General features: G+C 68.9%; 21 protein-coding genes. 8 read left to right on the top strand and 13 right to left on the bottom strand.

Translation table 11 applies throughout. The features are described from left to right. Positions 1-79: 79 nt before the first annotated feature. Positions 80-1,210, bottom strand: coding sequence for an epoxide hydrolase family protein (locus Q9G87_RS50520; protein WP_305923828.1), 1,131 nt, complete (start codon positions 1,208-1,210; stop codon positions 80-82). 62 nt (positions 1,211-1,272) lie between these two features. Between Q9G87_RS50520 and Q9G87_RS50515 the strand changes: the two genes are divergently transcribed. Next, the gene (locus tag Q9G87_RS50515) at positions 1,273-2,259 is read left to right on the top strand and encodes a helix-turn-helix transcriptional regulator (RefSeq protein WP_305923827.1); all 987 of its coding nucleotides are present in this window, start codon (positions 1,273-1,275) and stop codon (positions 2,257-2,259) included. A 193-nt stretch (positions 2,260-2,452) separates the two neighbouring features. Here Q9G87_RS50515 and Q9G87_RS50510 read toward each other — a convergent pair whose 3' ends face one another. Continuing rightward, positions 2,453-2,872, bottom strand: coding sequence for an SRPBCC family protein (locus Q9G87_RS50510; RefSeq protein WP_305923826.1), 420 nt, complete (start codon positions 2,870-2,872; stop codon positions 2,453-2,455). Between the two features lie 49 nt (positions 2,873-2,921). Next, a complete protein-coding gene (locus Q9G87_RS50505; RefSeq protein WP_305923825.1) occupies positions 2,922-3,257 on the bottom strand; it encodes a VOC family protein in 336 nt (111 codons plus the stop codon). A gap of 88 nt (positions 3,258-3,345) precedes the next feature. On the opposite strand from Q9G87_RS50505, the gene Q9G87_RS50500 reads away from it, so the two are divergent. Beyond that, positions 3,346-3,978 carry a CGNR zinc finger domain-containing protein gene (locus tag Q9G87_RS50500; protein ID WP_305923836.1) on the top strand — a complete coding sequence of 211 codons (633 nt, stop codon included), beginning with the start codon at positions 3,346-3,348 and terminating at the stop codon, positions 3,976-3,978. 72 nt (positions 3,979-4,050) lie between these two features. On the opposite strand, the gene Q9G87_RS50495 is transcribed toward Q9G87_RS50500, so the two are convergent. The 5 genes from Q9G87_RS50495 to Q9G87_RS50480 form a co-directional block, all read right to left on the bottom strand. Beyond that, positions 4,051-4,920, bottom strand: coding sequence for a Tn3 family transposase (locus Q9G87_RS50495; RefSeq protein WP_305923824.1), 870 nt, complete (start codon positions 4,918-4,920; stop codon positions 4,051-4,053). Further along, positions 4,827-5,066, bottom strand: a complete 240-nt coding sequence (locus Q9G87_RS61075) for a Tn3 family transposase (protein ID WP_371825959.1) — start codon at positions 5,064-5,066, stop codon at positions 4,827-4,829. The genes Q9G87_RS50495 and Q9G87_RS61075 overlap by 94 nt, the downstream gene beginning before the upstream one ends. Beyond that, on the bottom strand, positions 5,060-5,242 hold the full coding sequence (locus Q9G87_RS50490; RefSeq protein WP_305923823.1) for a hypothetical protein: 183 nt from the start codon (positions 5,240-5,242) through the stop codon (positions 5,060-5,062). The genes Q9G87_RS61075 and Q9G87_RS50490 overlap by 7 nt, the downstream gene beginning before the upstream one ends. A 97-nt stretch (positions 5,243-5,339) precedes the next feature. Next, on the bottom strand, positions 5,340-5,969 hold the full coding sequence (locus tag Q9G87_RS50485; protein WP_305923822.1) for a DUF4158 domain-containing protein: 630 nt from the start codon (positions 5,967-5,969) through the stop codon (positions 5,340-5,342). Between the two features lie 407 nt (positions 5,970-6,376). Beyond that, a complete protein-coding gene (locus Q9G87_RS50480; protein WP_305923821.1) occupies positions 6,377-7,324 on the bottom strand; it encodes a helix-turn-helix transcriptional regulator in 948 nt (315 codons plus the stop codon). 86 nt (positions 7,325-7,410) lie between these two features. On the opposite strand from Q9G87_RS50480, the gene Q9G87_RS50475 reads away from it, so the two are divergent. The 5 genes from Q9G87_RS50475 to Q9G87_RS50455 all read left to right on the top strand — a co-directional run bounded on the left by Q9G87_RS50475 (position 7,411) and on the right by Q9G87_RS50455 (position 11,502). After that, positions 7,411-8,109: an alpha/beta fold hydrolase gene (locus tag Q9G87_RS50475; RefSeq protein WP_305923820.1), complete on the top strand. Its 699-nt coding sequence runs from the start codon at positions 7,411-7,413 to the stop codon at positions 8,107-8,109. Further along, positions 8,106-9,173 carry an epoxide hydrolase family protein gene (locus tag Q9G87_RS50470; RefSeq protein ID WP_305923819.1) on the top strand — a complete coding sequence of 356 codons (1,068 nt, stop codon included), beginning with the start codon at positions 8,106-8,108 and terminating at the stop codon, positions 9,171-9,173. Before Q9G87_RS50475 ends, Q9G87_RS50470 begins: the two co-directional genes overlap by 4 nt. A gap of 61 nt (positions 9,174-9,234) precedes the next feature. Next, positions 9,235-9,819, top strand: coding sequence for a DUF1697 domain-containing protein (locus tag Q9G87_RS50465; protein WP_305923818.1), 585 nt, complete (start codon positions 9,235-9,237; stop codon positions 9,817-9,819). Next, positions 9,803-10,750 carry a tyrosine-type recombinase/integrase gene (locus tag Q9G87_RS50460; RefSeq protein ID WP_305923817.1) on the top strand — a complete coding sequence of 316 codons (948 nt, stop codon included), beginning with the start codon at positions 9,803-9,805 and terminating at the stop codon, positions 10,748-10,750. The genes Q9G87_RS50465 and Q9G87_RS50460 overlap by 17 nt, the downstream gene beginning before the upstream one ends. A 77-nt stretch (positions 10,751-10,827) precedes the next feature. Then, positions 10,828-11,502 carry an MFS transporter gene (locus Q9G87_RS50455; RefSeq protein ID WP_305923816.1) on the top strand — a complete coding sequence of 225 codons (675 nt, stop codon included), beginning with the start codon at positions 10,828-10,830 and terminating at the stop codon, positions 11,500-11,502. Here Q9G87_RS50455 and Q9G87_RS61070 read toward each other — a convergent pair. The 5 genes from Q9G87_RS61070 to Q9G87_RS50435 form a co-directional block, all read right to left on the bottom strand. Next, positions 11,495-11,641, bottom strand: a complete 147-nt coding sequence (locus tag Q9G87_RS61070) for a site-specific integrase (protein ID WP_371825958.1) — start codon at positions 11,639-11,641, stop codon at positions 11,495-11,497. The two genes, Q9G87_RS50455 and Q9G87_RS61070, sit on opposite strands and share 8 nt — an antisense overlap. Positions 11,642-11,743: 102 nt before the next feature. Continuing rightward, positions 11,744-12,724 carry an aldo/keto reductase gene (locus tag Q9G87_RS50450; RefSeq protein ID WP_305923815.1) on the bottom strand — a complete coding sequence of 327 codons (981 nt, stop codon included), beginning with the start codon at positions 12,722-12,724 and terminating at the stop codon, positions 11,744-11,746. A gap of 206 nt (positions 12,725-12,930) precedes the next feature. Then, positions 12,931-13,413, bottom strand: coding sequence for a nitroreductase family deazaflavin-dependent oxidoreductase (locus Q9G87_RS50445; RefSeq protein ID WP_371825957.1), 483 nt, complete (start codon positions 13,411-13,413; stop codon positions 12,931-12,933). 68 nt (positions 13,414-13,481) lie between these two features. Further along, positions 13,482-14,327 carry an SDR family oxidoreductase gene (locus Q9G87_RS50440; RefSeq protein ID WP_305923813.1) on the bottom strand — a complete coding sequence of 282 codons (846 nt, stop codon included), beginning with the start codon at positions 14,325-14,327 and terminating at the stop codon, positions 13,482-13,484. A gap of 277 nt (positions 14,328-14,604) precedes the next feature. Beyond that, positions 14,605-15,183, bottom strand: coding sequence for an ester cyclase (locus Q9G87_RS50435; RefSeq protein ID WP_305923812.1), 579 nt, complete (start codon positions 15,181-15,183; stop codon positions 14,605-14,607). Between the two features lie 212 nt (positions 15,184-15,395). Here Q9G87_RS50435 and Q9G87_RS50430 point away from each other — a divergent pair, with 212 nt between their 5' ends. Beyond that, the gene (locus Q9G87_RS50430; RefSeq protein WP_305923811.1) at positions 15,396-16,346 is read left to right on the top strand and encodes a helix-turn-helix transcriptional regulator; all 951 of its coding nucleotides are present in this window, start codon (positions 15,396-15,398) and stop codon (positions 16,344-16,346) included. Positions 16,347-16,449: the final 103 nt, after the last annotated feature.

Raw genomic sequence — 16,449 nt, 5'->3', positions numbered from 1 at the left:
ATTGCGGGAACACCCTAATTTACAACCCGGGGGGTGCGCGCGGCTAAATGCCCCCGGCGCCCACCCCGCTCGGCACGGTTCAGCGCAGCTGGCGGAAGAAGCCGCGAATGTCGTCGACCAGCAGGCCGGGCACGTCGTGCGCGGCGAAGTGGCTGCCCGTGTCGTAGACGTGCCAGGACAGGATGTTCTTGTGGTCGCGTTCGGCGAACGGGCGGATCGACTGGAAGTCCCAGGCGAAGTTCGCCAGCCCGAGCGGCACGGTGGTGGGTTCGGTCGGTTTGTCGGCGGCGTGGAAGTCCTCGTAGTAGAGGCGGGCGGATGACGCGGCGGTGTTGGTGAGCCAGTAGATCATCGTGTTGGTCAGCACGTAATCCGGGTCGAGGTTCGGGCCGAGCAACTGCGCGTTCCAGCCCAGCTGCCCCACCGGCGAGTCGGCCAGCGCGTGGGCCAGGGTCTGCGGTGCGGTGGACTGCAGCTTGTCGTAAGCGCCGCCGTTCTCCAGCCACCACTGCAGGAACTGGACCTTCTTCTGGTCCTCTTCGGACAGGCCAGCCAGCTCGGCCGGGTCGCCGGAGGGGAAGGAGAAGACCTGGGTGACGTGCACGCCGATGACGTGCTCGGGATCGCAGCGGCCCACTTCGGGCGAGATGAGCGAGCCGCCGTCGTTACCGTGCGCACCGTAGCGCTCGTACCCGAGGCGGCGCATCAGCTCAGCCCACGCCTTCGCGATCCGGTACCGGTTCCAGCCCCGCTCTGCGGTGGGGCCGGAGAACCCGAAACCGGGCACCGACGGGATCACCAGGTGGAAGGCGTCGGCCGGGTCGCCGCCGTGGGCTCGCGGATCGCTCAGCGGGCCGATCACATCCAGGTACTCCACGATCGTGGTTGGCCAGCCGTGCGTGAGCAGCAGCGGGGTGGCGTCCGGCTCGGGTGAGCGCACGTGCAGGAAGTGCACGTTCTGCCTGTCGATGGTGATGGTGAACTGGGGGTAGGAGTTGAGTTTCGTCTCCCACGCGCGCCAGTCGTAGCCGTCGCGCCACCGCTGCACCAGGCTCTGCACGTAGTGCAGCGAGACGCCGTAGTCGCTACCGGCGTCGGGCAACTCGTCGGTCCAACGGATCCGGGCCAGACGCTCGGCCAGGTCGTCCAGGTCGGCTTGCGGGATATTGATACGGAAATCACGGATCTCGGCCGTGTCGATCTCGGTCATGGCATCGACCCTGCCGGACCATTAGGACGATCTCGTTCCTAATGCTCGGGCATGCTTGACGAATGTTGGACACCTCGGCCCGCCTCCTGCGGCTGCTCTCCCTCCTGCAGACCCCACGCGAATGGACCGGTGCCGAACTTGCCGAACGCCTCGGAGTGAGCGGGCGGACCGTTCGGGCCGACGTGGAGCGCCTGCGCAACCTCGACTACCCAGTGCTGGCCACCCGCGGTTCCGCCGGCGGCTACCGGCTCGGTGCCGGTGCCGTACTGCCGCCGTTGCTACTCGACGACGAGGAGGCGGTCGCCGTCACGGTTGGCCTGCGGACCGCGACCGGTGGCGCCATCTCGGGGATCGAGGAGGCGTCGTTGCGGGCGCTGGCGAAGCTGGAGCAGGTGCTGCCGTCGCGGTTGCGGCGCCGGGTCAACACCCTGCAGGCCTACACGGTGCCGGTGCCCCGCGACGACGCCGGCCCCAGCATCGATGCGTCGGTCCTGACCACGCTGAGCGCGGTCTGCCGCGACCGGGAACGGCTCCGCTTCGACTACCACGATCACGCCGGCGCGGCCGCCGTGCGCACTGTCGAGCCGTACCGGCTCATCATCTGGGGCCGCCGCTGGTACCTGCTGGCATGGGACGTCGAGCGGAGCGACTGGCGCACCTTCCGCGTCGACCGGATCCGGCCCCGCACCCCGACCGGCCCCCGCTTCACCCCACGGGACCTGCCCGACGACGACGTCGCCGCCTACGTCTCCCGCCGGGTGTCCGCCGCCGCCTGGCGCTACCGGGCGCAGGTCACCGTCCACTCGCCGGCTGAGGTCATCGCCGATCGGATCGGCCCGGCGGTCGGCACGGTCGAACGCCTCGACGACCGCACCTGCGTCCTGCACACCGGCGCCGACACGATCGAGACCCTCGGCGTCTACTTGGGCCTGCTCGATGCGGACTTCGACGTCACCGGGCCGCCGGAACTTCTCACGCACCTGCACCGTCTCGCCCACCGATACATCCGCGCGACCACCTCGTCTGCACCAGGTGATCGGAGCGGGTGAGCGCCCGCCGCCGCATGACCACAACACCGCCCGCTCCGGAAGCCATCGGGAAGCCGGCCACGAGTTGACAGGGGCGTGGTCGCCGGAGCAGGCAAGAGCGGTCTGCCGCCGAATGGTGGGGCAGCCCCGTCCGGTCACGCAGCTGGTCGCGGTCCTCGGGGGGAGGACCGCGACCAGCAATGACGCGGCTGACCTAGCCGAGGTGCCCGCTGGAGGACTCCACCGTCTGCTTGAAGATGCTCAGGCCGTGGTCCATTCCGGCGCCCATCGGGATGGTGAGGTCGTCCGGTCGCACGTCGTGGATCCATACGAACCGGCTGCGGCCGTCCCCGTGCGGGACTACCTGCATCGAGGCGTTGTCGTGTTCCGGCTGCATGGTGCCGCCGATGACCGAGAAGACGAGTCGGCGCAGCTCATCGTCGAGCGCGATGAGCTGCTCCCGCAGCACCATTCCGTCGGCGAACGTGACGACCCTGACGTCCGGTTCGTTGAGCCGGCTGTCGGTGACGAAGCCCGGCGCCATCCGGACGGGCCCGTCGGTGAAGTCACTGATGATCGCCCACACGGCCGCGGGGTCGGCATCGATAATGATCTCTTTTTGCACGGAGGCCATATCTGTCTCTTCTGTAGTGGTGGGAACTGGTGTCGCGCGGTGGCGGGCGCTAGGCGGCGACGACGCAGAACTGGTTGCCCTCAGGGTCGGCCAGCACGACCCAGCCGTCGAAGCGCCGCACTTCACTTGCGCCAAGGGCCCGAATCCGGTCGACCTCGCCTGCCAGGTCATCAGTGAACAGGTCCAGGTGCAGCCGGTTCTTGCCCTCCCGGCCTTCGGGCACGGCCTGCAGGGACAGGCCGGCGCCGCTCTTGTTCGCGTCCTCCAGGTAGGTGGCGACTTCCTCCGAGGAAGCGACCTGGTACTCGGTGACCGCCTGCCAGAAGGCGGTGCTGCCGGCCAGGTCGTTCGTGTCGATGCAGATGTTGCCGATGCTGATACTCACCAGCGGTCCCTTCTGATCTAACTGACGTATTGGTTACGTCGGTTATGTAACCTACCATCGCCGATAGCCGGGTAGGCTGTGAGGCGTGATGGATGAGCGTGCTGCCGAGCCCGTGCCGGACAACCTCGCAACCGGGACGGCGCCGATGCCGCTGCGCGTGATCGAGGAGTTCATCAACACCCGCCGCCGGGACTGCGACGAGATCGCAACCCCGCAACAGCTGGCGACGTGGTTGCACGCCCGCGGTCTCATGCCGGCCGACACGGTGGTGAACGCCGAGCAGCGCGACCGTGCCGAACGGATCCGCGAGGGACTACGCGCGCTGATCGCCGAGAACAACACCGAGCCGGTCTCCAGCCCGCGTCCGGACGGCCTCAACCCCGCCGCTCGCGCCGAGCTCGCCGACCTCACCCGCGACTTCCCGCTGATGCTCGACGTGACCGTTTCCCCGCCCCGGTTGGTTGCCCGCGCCCGGGGGCCGGTGGATGCGGCGCTGGCCAGGCTGCTCGCCGTCGTGGCCGAGGCAGTGGCGGAAGGCACGTGGACGCGGCTGAAGGCCTGTCGGGAGCCGAGCTGTCGATGGGCCTACTATGACCACTCCCGCAATCGGCGCCGGACCTGGTGCTCCATGGACATCTGCGGGAACCGCGCCAAAGCCCGCGCCTCCCATCACCGCAAGTCCACCGCGCCCTTGACCGCGGGCCAGCCGACAAACCGATAACCCCGCGCCGTTGGCCCGCCGGCCTCGCGCTCCGTCCGGGCAGGTGCAGGGCTTTTGCCCTCTTCGAGGGACTCAGGTCACGGGGTCAGCCCCAGCTGGCGCAGTTGGACGGGCCGAAGCGGTCGCCATCCGCTGGTGTCGAGCTTGGCCAGTTCCGCCTCGACGTCCACGTTGATGACGCCGAAGAAGGTGATGTTGTCGCTGTGGCCAGGCGAGATGTGCGATCTCGTCGCTCACCTCCCGGCCCTGGGAGCGCAGCTCCAGCACCGCCCTAGAATAATATTCGGTCTTCCACGCGACCACCGAGTTGGTCAGCAGGGTCAGGCACCACGCCTGCTCGGTCTGCTGCTCCAGGTGCGGCCGGGTGATGGTCCTGCGCAGCATGCCCCATTCCTTCAGAGCGGCGGCCAGGGTGTTCTGCCGGGAGGCGGCCGACCACTTGCCGACGATCAGCGAGGCGGTGGCCTGCCCGCACTTCAGCGCCCCGGCCATCCGCAGCAGGTCCGGCCAGCAGGCGGCGATGAGGTCCTCATTCCAGCGCGCGCCCAGCAGCGGCCCGTCGTGACTGTCGGTCGCGTGCTCGGCGATCGGAAGGTCGGTCGCGTTGCCCAGGAAGTCGTCCAGGACTAAGTGCGCCTCCCACGCCGTCGGCACGATGATCTTCGTGCCGCACGTCGACCACTGATCGGAGACATGGGTGTACGTGGACAGCACCTGACCGCCGTGAATGACCATCGTCCGGCCGGTCAGGGCCTTGCCACGGACGGGGAAGCGCTGGCCATCCGATGAGCTCATGGTGCCGCCGCCGAACACCTTGGCCAGCTCCAGGCCGTAGTGGTGGTCGACGATCACCGTGTTGGCCTCGCGCAGCGTCTCCTCCCGCACATACCACTCCATCGTCCAGGCCAGCACGTCGTAGGACACCCCGCAGGCCTCCGACATGCGGGCGAGGCGCCCAGGTTGGTGGACATCGCGATGAGCACGGCCAGGATGTTGCGCTTGGTCTCGGCCGTCTTGGTCAGCTTGCTGCCGCCGGCGTGGGTGAAGCAGTCCAGAAAGTGCGTGCGGGCGTCCAGTTCGATCAGCATCGAGGCGATCGGCGCGAACGGCAGCATCGCGGCCAGCTCGTCTTCAGCGCCTTGGCCTCGGCGGGCACGTCCTCGGCCGACAGCGGCGGCACCACCAGGTGCTCGTCCTCATCCAGCCGGACCATGCCGGTGTCGTCGGGCGCGGCCATGGTCCCGGGGCAGCGGCTTCCACGCATCAGAGGTGATCTCCCGCAGCCGCTGCATGCCGATCCGCTCGCGCAGCATCCCGCCCGGTTCGACAGCGCCTCGTCCGTCTTGGACTTCGCCCGCGACTCACGAGCCGACACCGCCTGGTCGAACAGGGCCACCACCTCGTCGAGCTGGTCGACCGCGGCCTGGGCGACGAACGCCAGCAGGATCGGGAACTTGCGCTCCCTTGCGCCGCTCCAGGCCCTGGTTGGTCGAGCGGCGTGCGACCTGGGCCAGGAACCGGCGGCGCTCGTTCGGCAGCACCGACACATCCATCTGGTGGGCGTCGATCGCGCGCAGCCAGGTCAGCATCCGCTCCAGATTGGCGCGGAGCTCCGCCGTCAGCAGGTGCCCCACCAGCTGCGAGGTCAGATCGGCGGCGCCCTTGCGGGCCGTGCCGACCATCTTGGCCAAGATGAGCGCGCCGGGCCGGATCACCTTGGCCGCCATCAGGTACTCGCGCGCCAGGTTGAACAGCAGCGTGGGCGGGTCGTGCTCCATCGCCCGGTCCAGCAGGAACTGCTCCAGCTCCTTCATCGCCTGGCTGCCCGCTGGGGCGGTCTGCCACTCCAGATACTTGGCGATCAGGCCCAGATGGTCCGAGCGGGTCTGATCGCGCTTGCCGTACAGCCGCAGCGCCGCCGACGCCACGCCCAGCCGCTCCGCGACCCGGGCCGCCGCCGCCGGCGGCGCCGAGGCCACATCGTCAGGCACGAACCCGAGTCACGGCAGCGTACAGAGCTGGACCAGCATGCCCAGCTGGTCGACCGGGCCCCTACCCTTGCCCAGATCAACGAACGCCACGTCAGCCGACGTCGGCATGAATTACCGGATCAACTCATCTGTGCTGATCTCCGGGAACGAGCGCAGCTGCTCCAACTGCTCCTCGGAGAACATCTTCTCTGACAACAGCACCACTCCACGTGCCGTACCGGACAAACCTGAACGAACGTAGCGGCAGTGATCATCAACCCGCCACAGGAGGCCAAACTCCTCCGTTACCGCAGGTCAGACGCTACTTTGTGGAAAATTTCTTCATTGCTACTGGGACCCCTATTTCGTGGGCGAGAGCGCCGGCGACGATGACGCCGCGGCGCAGCGGGGATGAGAGGCGCCGACGGCTACGGTGCGGGATGGGAGCGGGAGACGGCCAGGGTGAGCGCGGTGACGTGCTCGGCGAGCGCCGTGACCAGCGCGGGCGGATCGCGGACGGTGAAGGGCCAGGGCAGGCCGGTGAGGATGCGCGCCATGGCGGGCAGGTCTTCTGCTCCGCTGACCAGGAGCACGCCGCCGCCGGGGCAGGCGTTCAGGTCGCCGAAGGTGGCCGACAGGTGGTCGCGGGCTGTCGCCAGGTCGGTGTCGAGCCATACCTCGGTGCGGTGGGTCCAGGCGCCGAGCGTCAACGTGTGCAGCACGTGGGTGACGGGGTCGAAACCGTCGGGCGGGGTGAATGTGCCGGGCAGTTCGGCGGCGTCGCTGATCCTGTCCAGGCGGTACATGCGGATGGCGGCGCGGAGATGGTCGTGTCCGACCAGGTACCAGCGGCGTGAGTGCACGACGAGCCCGTACGGGTCCACCTCGCGTGCGCCGCGGGTGTGCTCGATCCGGACGGTGTGCCGCGCGTGGACGGCCGCGGCCAGCGTCAGCGCCAGGTGCGGTTCGGGGGTCAGCGGGCCTGCCGTCGCCGAGGTGGCGGCGATCAACGCGGTTACACGCCGGCGCAGCGGCGCGGGCAGGACGCGGTTGAGTTTGACCAGCGCCCGGTCGGTCGGGCCGGGCTCTCCCACCTGTTCGTGCTGCTTGCCGGTGGCCAGCGCGACCGCCACGGCTACCGCTTCGTCATCGGCGAGCATCAGGGGCGGCAGGCGTACGCCGCGGGCCAGCCGGTATCCGCCGTAGCGTCCGCGGACGGACTCGACGGGGATGTCCATGTCGCGCAGGGCGGTGATGTAGCGGCGGACGGCGCGGGCGTCGACGTCCAGGCGCCGGGCCAGTTCGTCGGCGGGCACCAGGCCGCGCTCTTGCAGAATCTCCAGCAGTGCCAGAACGCGGGTCGCGGGACGGGACACGGCCACGATCCTAATCAGGGCAGAAAGCGTCCACAATCCTCCCTAGCCTTGCGCCGGTAAGAGATCGATCGAAAGGAGTCGACCCGGTGTCGACCATCGTTCTTGTCGGCGGTTCGTTCCTCGGCGCATGGGCCTGGGAGCGCGTCACGCCGCTGCTGACCGCGTACGGCCACCAGGTGTATCCGCTGACGCTCACCGGGTTCGGCGACCGCACGCATCTGGGCTCGTCGGACACGACGCTCACCACGCATGCCCGGGACATCACGGCCGCGATCGAGTACGCCGGGCTGCGCGAGGTGGTGCTCGTGGCGCACTCTTACGGCGGAGCCCCGGCCACGATCGCCGCCACCACGATTTCCGGGCGGATCGCCCGGCTGGTCTACCTGGCCGCGCTCCTGCCCGAGCCGGGCAAGAGCCTGTTCGACAGCACTCCCGCGCCCGTCGTCGAAGCGATCATGCAGACTGTCCGGGACGGGCGGATCCCGGTGATGAGCGACGAGGTCATCGACGCCAACTTCGGCGAGCACGGGCTCACCCCCGAGGACCGGGCCTGGCTGCGGGCACGCGGCGCCGGCCAGCCCATCGGCACCTACCAGGACCCGGCGCCGGCCGACCTGCGCGCGGCGCAGGGGCTGCCCCGTACCTACATCGCCTGCGCGGGCGACCCGGGCGGCCCGCCGCGCATGCCGGGCCTGGAGGTGGTCACGCTGGACGCCGGGCACTGGCCGATGATCACCGAACCGGAGCTGCTGGCCCGGGTGCTGGACGAGGTGGCCCGGTCATGATGCGGCCGTATCGGGTGAAGATTCCGCAAGAGACCCTGGACGACCTGGTCGCCCGGCTGGCCGCGACCCGCTTCACCCGCCCGCTGCCCGGCCGCGGCCTCGGTGTGCCCGCCGACCGCGTCCGGCACCTGGTCGAGTACTGGCGCGACGGCTACGACTGGCGCGCCTGGGAGCGGCGGATCAACGCCCATCCGCAGTTCCTGACCGAGATCGACGGGCTTGACGTGCACTTCCTGCACATCCGCTCACCCCGGCCGGACGCCCTGCCGCTCATCCTCACCCACGGCTGGCCCATGTCGGTCGTGGAGTTCCTTCCGCTGATCGACCGGCTGAGCGACGCCTTCCACCTCGTCATCCCCTCAGTGCCCGGCTTCGGATTCTCCGGCGTACCGCGTGAGCCGGGCTGGAACCGCCGCCGCGTCGCCGCGGCGTGGGCGGAGCTGATGCGCCGGCTCGGCTATGAGCGCTACGGCGCGCACGGCAACGACGTCGGCTCTCTGATCTCCATCGAGCTCGGACGCCTGGATCCGCACCGCGTCGTCGGGGTGCACGTCACCCAGATCTTCTCCCTGCCCTCCGCCGATCCGGCGGAGCGCGCCCTGCTGGGACCGGACGACCGGGCGAAGCTGGCCGCCCTGGAACGCTTCATGACCGGCCGGAGCGCCTACCTCGCCCTCCAGTCCACCCAGCCGCAGACCCTGGCGCACGCGCTCGCCGACTCCCCGGCCGGCCAGCTGGCCTGGAACCTGCAGCTGTTCGGCGACGCGGTGAGCGACGACTACATCCTCACCAACGCCGCCATCTACTGGCTGACCGACACCGCCGGCAGCTCAGCCCTGATCGGTTATCACGGCAACAGGCCGCCTGCCGAGCCGTCATCGATCCCGCTGGGCCTGGCCTGCTTTGCCGACGACTTCTTTCCCTCCATCCGCCCGCTCGCCGAACGCGACCACAGCGCCATCGTGCACTGGAACACCTACGACAAAGGCGGGCACCATGCCGCGCAAGAGGAACCCCAACTCCTCGCCGACGACCTCCGCACGTTCTTCACCCTCCGCCGATGACGTCACCCGCAGGCGCGCCTGCCGCGACATCGGTGGTCTTCACAAGATTGGAACACAGCGCATGCCGACCGCGTTCGTCGTCTTCTACCGGAACATGAACCTGGGCCACCCGAACAGCCCCACCCGGGCGATGCTCGAAGACGCGCTGCGCGCCGCGGGGGCGTCGTCGGCACGGTCGTTCCAGACGAACGGGACGGTCCTGATCGAGTCCAGCGACACCTCGCCCCGCGAGGTGGTGAACCGGGCGGCGCCGCGACTGCTGACGGTCAGCGGCTACGACGACGCCGCGTTCGTGCGTCCTGTCGACCAGCTCGCGACGATCCTTGAGTGCGACCCTTTCGCCGGCACCGACAACGAACACATCTATCGCGAGACCTTCACCTTCTTCGACAGCGTTCAGGAGTTCGGCGCCCCGCTGCCCTGGACGAATGACCGAGGCGATGTCGACATCATCGAGATCGGCGATGGCGTGGCGTTGAGCGTCATCAAAAAGATCGCAACCCGGGTCGGCAGTCCCACCGCCGAGGTGGAGGCGAGGCTCAAAGTCCCCGCCACCACCCGCACCGCAAGGACGGTCAAGCGCCTGGTCAAGCGTTCCACTGAGCAGGTGACGGCGCCGGCCCACAGCTATGGCGAGCGACGGTGATCGCCCGGCTGCGGGCGCTCGCCCCACCCGGCTCCCTGCCGCCTACGACACCGTCCTCGTCGAGTACGCCGCCGCGCTGGAACGCGCGCCGCTGTCGGCCGAGACCCGCCGCACCTACCGCTCCCGCGTGCGCATGTTCCTGGCCTGGCTGGCCGACCACGCCGCCACCTACACCGCCGATTCCCTGGCTGACCGCCAGGCCCGCGACTGGGCCGTGCGCGACTACCGGATGTGGCTGCTGCGCGACGGCACCGCCAAACGCAGCCGCGTCTACGTCAACTCCGCCCTCACCGCCCTGGACGACTTTCACACCCGCCGCGGCCTGGGCAAGGCCATCGTCGGCCGCGAAGACCTCCCCAAGAACGCGCCCCGCGCACTCGAAGAGCGCGCCCACATCCGCTGGCTGCTCGCCGTCGAGGCGCACCTGTCCCCGCGCAACCGCTGCATCGCGCTGATCCCCTGCTACGCCGGCGCACGCATCAGCGAGGTCGTCCACCTCGACGTCGACGACGTCCACCTGTCGGCCCGCAAGGGCAAGCTGCGCCTGTACGGCAAGGGCGACAAGTTCCGCGAAGTCGACATCCACCCCAAGCTCCGCACCGCGCTGCAACTCTGGCTCGACGAACGCCCCAACTGGCCCCACACCGGCGACAGCCGAGCCCTGTTCCTCAACGCCAAGGGCGGACGGCTGACCGCCCGCGCCGCCAGCAGCATCATCACCAAAATCGCCCAGACAGCCGGCCTGGACGACCCCACCACCGCGCACGTCCTGCGCCACACCCTCGCGACCACACTGGTCCGCGGCAAGACGGACCTCATCCTGGTCGCCGAGATCCTCGGCCACGCCCGCCTGGAGACCACCCGCCGCTACAGCCTGCCCTCCGACAAGGACAAGGAAGACGCCCTCAAACTGATCACGGTTGACCGCTGACCGTACGTACGCCTGCACCGAAAACGGGCGTCAAGATCGACTCATGGTCGGTTCTGGTCGTATCTCGGCTGGACCCGATGGGCATCCGGCAGGCCTCGCAACCCCTCGGCGTGGCCGTGGCCGGCGTCGCGTTGCCCGCGATCGCCGAGCAGTGGGGCATCCGGGTCGCCTTCGCGGTGCCGGCGGGGATCTGCGTGGCCGCCGCGCTTGTGACCGTGCTGCTGCTCGCCCCGGCGCCAAGGGCGACCGGCAGCTCCAACGACCCGGCCGCGGCCTCCCCGTACAGGAAACGATCGTCGGTGTGGCGCGTGCACGGTGCTAGCGCCCTGCTGGTCGTCGGGCAGATCACCGTGGGCACCTTCGCGTTCGACCACCTGGTGCGGGGCCTCAGCTGGACACCCACCATGGCGGGGCCGTTGCTGGCGGCGGCACAGCTGACCGGTGCGGCCGCCCGGATCGGGGCCGGACGCTGGTCGGACCACTCATCCGGCAAAGGCCGCCCACTGCACCGCCTCGCCCTGGTCAACACCATCACCCTGGCCGCGCTGGCCTCCTCCGTGGCGCTGGACGCCTGGCCGAGCCCCTGGCTGCTGATCGTGGCAATCGTGGCGACGGTGAGCTGGCACGGCGTCGGCTACGCGGCCGTCGCGGAGCTGGTGCCCGTCTCGTGGTCGGGCCGCGCGATGTCGGGTAAGCCGTTAACAATCGTGCTACCAGCCGCCAAAGGGCCTCTGAGCTGGTTTATCAGCTAGACACACGGTCGCGGCGGCGTCGGGCCGAGACGACCCAGTTGTATGCGCTGCAGGTGGTGGCGTGGCCGAGGCGGCGGCACACAGCATCGATGGACACCCCGGCGTTGATCAGTCCGGTGGCGTGGGCGTGGCGCAGCAGGTGGATCTCGGTCTCGACTCCATCGGCGGGAGCTTAGAACTGCAACCGCTGCCGCGCGTTCGTGACCTCGGCGTCTTCACGAGAGCGCAGCGGCGCCGGCGGTCACCGGTCGATGCTGGCCATGTTCGCCTCGTCATGGCGTTCGCCCGCGGCCGGCGTGAGGTTGTTCAAGCGGTCGAGCTGAGCGGCGCTGAGTTCGATGCCGTCGGCGGCGGTGTTTTCTTCGACGCGCGCGACCCGCCGGGTTCCGGGGATCGGGGCGATGTCGTCGCCGCGGGTCAGCAGCCACGCCAGCGCGGTCTGTGCCGGGGTGGCTCCGATCTCGGCGCCGATGGCCTGCACTTCGTCGACGATGCGCAGGTTGCGCTGGAAGTTCTCGCCGGTGAACCGGGGGTTGGTCTTGCGCCAGTCGTCATCGGCGAAGTCCTCGACGGTGCGGATCTGCCCGGTCAGCAGGCCGTGGCCGAGCGGGGAGTAGGGCACGAACCCGATGCCGAGCTCGCGCAGCAGCGGAAGGATCTCGGCCTCGACATCGCGGGTCCACAGAGAGTATTCCGTCTGGAGCGCGGCCACCGGATGCACGGCGTGTGCCCGGCGGATCGTCTCGGGGCCGGCCTCGGACAGTCCGATGTGGCGCACCTTGCCGTCGGCGACCAGCTCGGCCAGCGCGCCGATGGTCTCCTCAATGGGCGTGTTCGGGTCGACGCGGTGCTGGTAGTACAGGTCGATGTGGTCGGTGCCGAGCCGCTTGAGCGAGCCTTCGACCGCGGCCTTCACATTGGCGGCGCTGCTATCGATCACGCCGGGACCGCCGCCGGAGTGGGAGACCAAGCCGAACTTCGTCGCCACGACAACGTCGTCGCGCCGGCCCTTGATGGCCTTGCCGACGATCTCCTCGCTGTGGAAGGGGCCGTAGATCTCAGCGGTGTCGATGTGGGTGACCCCCAGTTCCAGCGCCCGGTGGATGGTGCAGATCGACTCGGCGTCATCGAGCCCCCCGCCCGTGGTGTAGACGCCGGCCATGGTCATGGCTCCTAGGCCGATGCGGGAGACATCAAGCCCACCCAGTGATACGTGCTTCATCAGGTACTCCTTGTCAGTGGTCGTCAGGCACGGTCGGCGGTCATGGCCTGTGGTCATGGCCCGTGAGTGCCATGACCAGTGCGGTGCCCACCCGCTAAAGGGCCATGCTTCGGTGGCCCGCGCTGCCGGCGCATGGCTTCGTTCAGGTAGCCGAGCGTGTACTGGCCGTCCGTGGGGGATTTCGAACTGGCCGCTGTCAGCTGGGGTCAGTGCTCCTCGGCCGCCGGCTCCAGAACGAAGAGCGGGATCTGGCGGTCCGTGTTTTTCTGGTATTCGGCATAGTCCGGGAACGCCTCGACGGCTCGAGCCCACCACACGGCCTTCTCGTCCCCGGTCACCTCGCGTGCCAGCATGTCCTGGCGCACCGGGCCGTCCTGAAGCTCCACCCGGGGGTCGGCCACCACGTTGTGGTACCAGACCGGGTGTGTGGGGGCTCCTCCCGCGGAGGCGACCACGGCGTAGGAGCCGTCGTGCTCCACCCGCATGAGCGGGGACTTGCGGATCTTGCCGCTTTTGGCGCCCAGGGTGGTCAGGATGACGACAGGCAGGTCCCGTAGCTTCTCGTCTTCCGGACGTACGACCAGGATGCTCAGCGTCGTTCCTTGCGTACCGCCGGAGCTTTCGTACAGCTCCACCTGGTCACGTACAAACTGCGCCGTGCTCGGCTCGTACTCGCCTTTGAGTGGCATGTTGCCTGCCTCCATGCTGTCGAAGATGCACCTGGCTTCCGCATCGGCCGGGGTGCGGGGCGTGTTGCTCAGGCGTGGGTGTCGTCGTGGGCCAGGCTGCCGCCCAGCTCGCGTGAGGCCTCGGCCTCGGCGAGGAGTTCCTTCGCTTTGGTCTGGGCGGCCTCGATGGCGTCCGCGCCGGCGACGAAGCGCTGCAGGGGCTTGTCTTGGTTGGCGATGGTGAGCAGGGCGCGGGCGAGTTTGGCGGGGTCGCCGGGCTGCCGGCCGTTCATGCTCTTCATGCCCTCGATCCTCGGGGCGGTGCGCGGGGCGTAGTCGTCGATGGACAGCTCGGGCCAGGTGGTGGAGCCGTCCCCGAGGAGTTCGGTGCGGAAGTAGCCGGGCTCCACGACCGTGGTGTGGATGTTGTACGGCTCGACGTCGTAGCGAAGGGACTCCATCCAGCCCTCTTCTGCGAACTTCGAGGCGGCGTAGGCGGAGGTGAATTCCATGCCGACCAGTCCGGCGGTCGAGGTGATGGTGATGACGTGGCCGGCGCGCTGTCGGCGCATGAGAGGCAGGACGGCGCGGGTGACGTTCATCGGGCCGAAGAGGTTGGTCTCAAACTGCTGGCGCATCTGTGCGGGCGAGATCTCCTCGAAGTAGCCGGTGAACAGGTTCCCGGCGTTGTTGATGAGGACGTCGATGCGGCCGAAACGGTCGACTGCGGCCTGCGCGGCGGCCTGGGCGTCCTCGAGGCTGGTGACGTCCAGCTTGGTGACCAGCAAGTTGTCCTGCGGCCCGCCCAGGGTCTTCTCGACCTGTTCGGGACGGCGGCCGGTGGCGACGACCTGGTGGCCCGCGGCGAGGGCCTCGCGGGCGATGTCCGTGCCGAGACCGCGTCCGGCACCCGTGACAAAAATGACCTTGCTCATGAGATTTCCTTTTAGGTGCCCTGATCGGGCACCTGGGTGATTTCGATGATCACAGCGGCCGACGGCGCCGCAGAGGGCCTGGAAACCAGCGGCAACAAGCGCCGTATCCGGCCCGTTCCCATCGCCGCGGGGCGGCGCACTACCAACAAAAACTTCCAGAGTCGTCGCCCTTCACCCTCGATGAACTCTCCGCCGGCGGGCCATCCTGCGAGCAGGTTGGCGGCCTCGGGAGCACGGACGGACGCGTCGCAGGAGGGCGAAGCGCAGGGCTTCGCTGTTATGCGGCGGGTATGGCGCCCATCTGCCGGAGGATGCCGAGCATGTCGAGCTGGGCTCGCTCCTCGACGATCTTGCCGTGGGACAAGCGGTAGAACGTCATGCTCTCCGAGCGGATGGCCTTGCCGGTCGCCTCAACACCGGCGAAGGGTCCCTTGTGGGTGCCGGTCATGCTGTAGCGGATGGCCACGGTGTCACCCTCGGCCCGCATATCCTCCACCGTCCATTTGAGGTCGGGGAAGGCCTTCAGGTTCGCGGCGACGATGCCGAGATAGATGTCCCAGCCCTGCCACGTCTGGCCGCCGAAGTGCACGACGATGTCCGGGCTGACGAACTTTCTCGCCAGAGCGGGATCGCGACCGGGCAGGAACTCACTGCTGTAGCGCTGCATGATGCGCTTGTTCACCTGGGAGATCCCGTGGTGCCACGAGGCGGATTCCGCCGTGATGCGAGGCGACGGCCCGGAGCCGGTGTTGCCGCCGACCGTGCTGGCCGCGTCCGCGGCACCCGATCCGAAGACCGCGAGGCTGAGCGCACCCAGCGCCGTGACGACGACAGCCGGCTTGGTGTATCGACGCATGATTTGTCCTTTTATTCCGAGGATCGCGACGCCGACGGCGCCGCAGAGGACTGGAAACCGGTGGCACAAGCGCCGTATCCGGCCCATTCACACCACCGTGGGGCGGTGCGGCTACCAACAAAACCCGTTGTCACGGGAGTGTGGGAGTCACTGATGAGGGGGTCACTGAGAGGGACCCCCGGGCAGAAGGAAGCGCTCGTAGAGTGGAGCACATGGCGAGCAGAAACAACCCTTATGGCACTAATCGCGACTTTCGTGGTGATTTCCGGGCCGAGATCCGGGAATTCCTGGGCACGCGACGGGCCAAGGTCACCCCCGAACAGGCCGGACTGCCCGCCTACGGCGGAGAGCGCCGGCGGGTCACCGGGCTGCGCCGCGAGGAAGTGGCCCTGCTCGCGGGCATCTCCAGCGAGTACTACACCCGGCTGGAACGCGGCGACGCCACCGGCGTCTCCGAGAGCATCATCGAGGGCATCGCCCAAGCGCTCCAGCTCGACGAGGCCGAACGAATCCACCTGCTCGACCTCCTGCGCGGTGCCGGCACGACCCGCCCACCACGCCGCCGCCCGGTCCAGCAACGCGTCCGCCCACCGGTGCAGCGCGTCCTGAACTCCATGACCGGCACACCCGCGTTCATCCTCAACGGACGCGGGGACATCCTGGCCACTAACCCTCTCGGGCGCGCCTTGTTCTCCCCGGTCTACGCCGACCCGGTACGGCCGCCAAACAACGCCCGGTTCGTCTTCCTCGACCCGCAGGCGACTGAGTTCTTCCGCGACTGGGACCAGGTTGCCAACGACACCGTCGCCATGCTCCGCGCCGAAGCTGGCCGCGACCTGTACGACAGGCGACTCACAGACCTGATCGGCGAGCTGTCCACCCGCAGCGAGCATTTCCGTCGCCGCTGGGCAGCCCACAACGTCCGGATCCACACCACCGGCGTGAAGCTCCTCCACCACCCGGTCGTCGGCGACCTCGACCTGCCGTTCGAGACCTTCCCATTGGGCGCCGACCCCAGCCAGTTCCTCCTCACCTACACCGCCGAACCCGCCTCACCCACCCAGGACGCCCTGAACCTCCTGGCCAGCTGGGCCGCAACCCACGACGCCATCGACAAGCACGCTTCGACCAACGACCACGAATCGGCCGAGACAACCGACTGATCGCCGACACACTGCGCACCGCACCCCGCACCCCGCACCTGGCGCCGGCCGACCTCGTGGACCTTACCGATGTCGGGATGCCCAAGGCGACCATGACCTCACG

Origin of the sequence: Nonomuraea turcica (assembly GCF_030718205.1) — a bacterium.
In the GTDB taxonomy this organism is placed as follows: domain Bacteria; phylum Actinomycetota; class Actinomycetes; order Streptosporangiales; family Streptosporangiaceae; genus Nonomuraea.
This window is presented reverse-complemented; position numbering and strand designations above follow the sequence as displayed.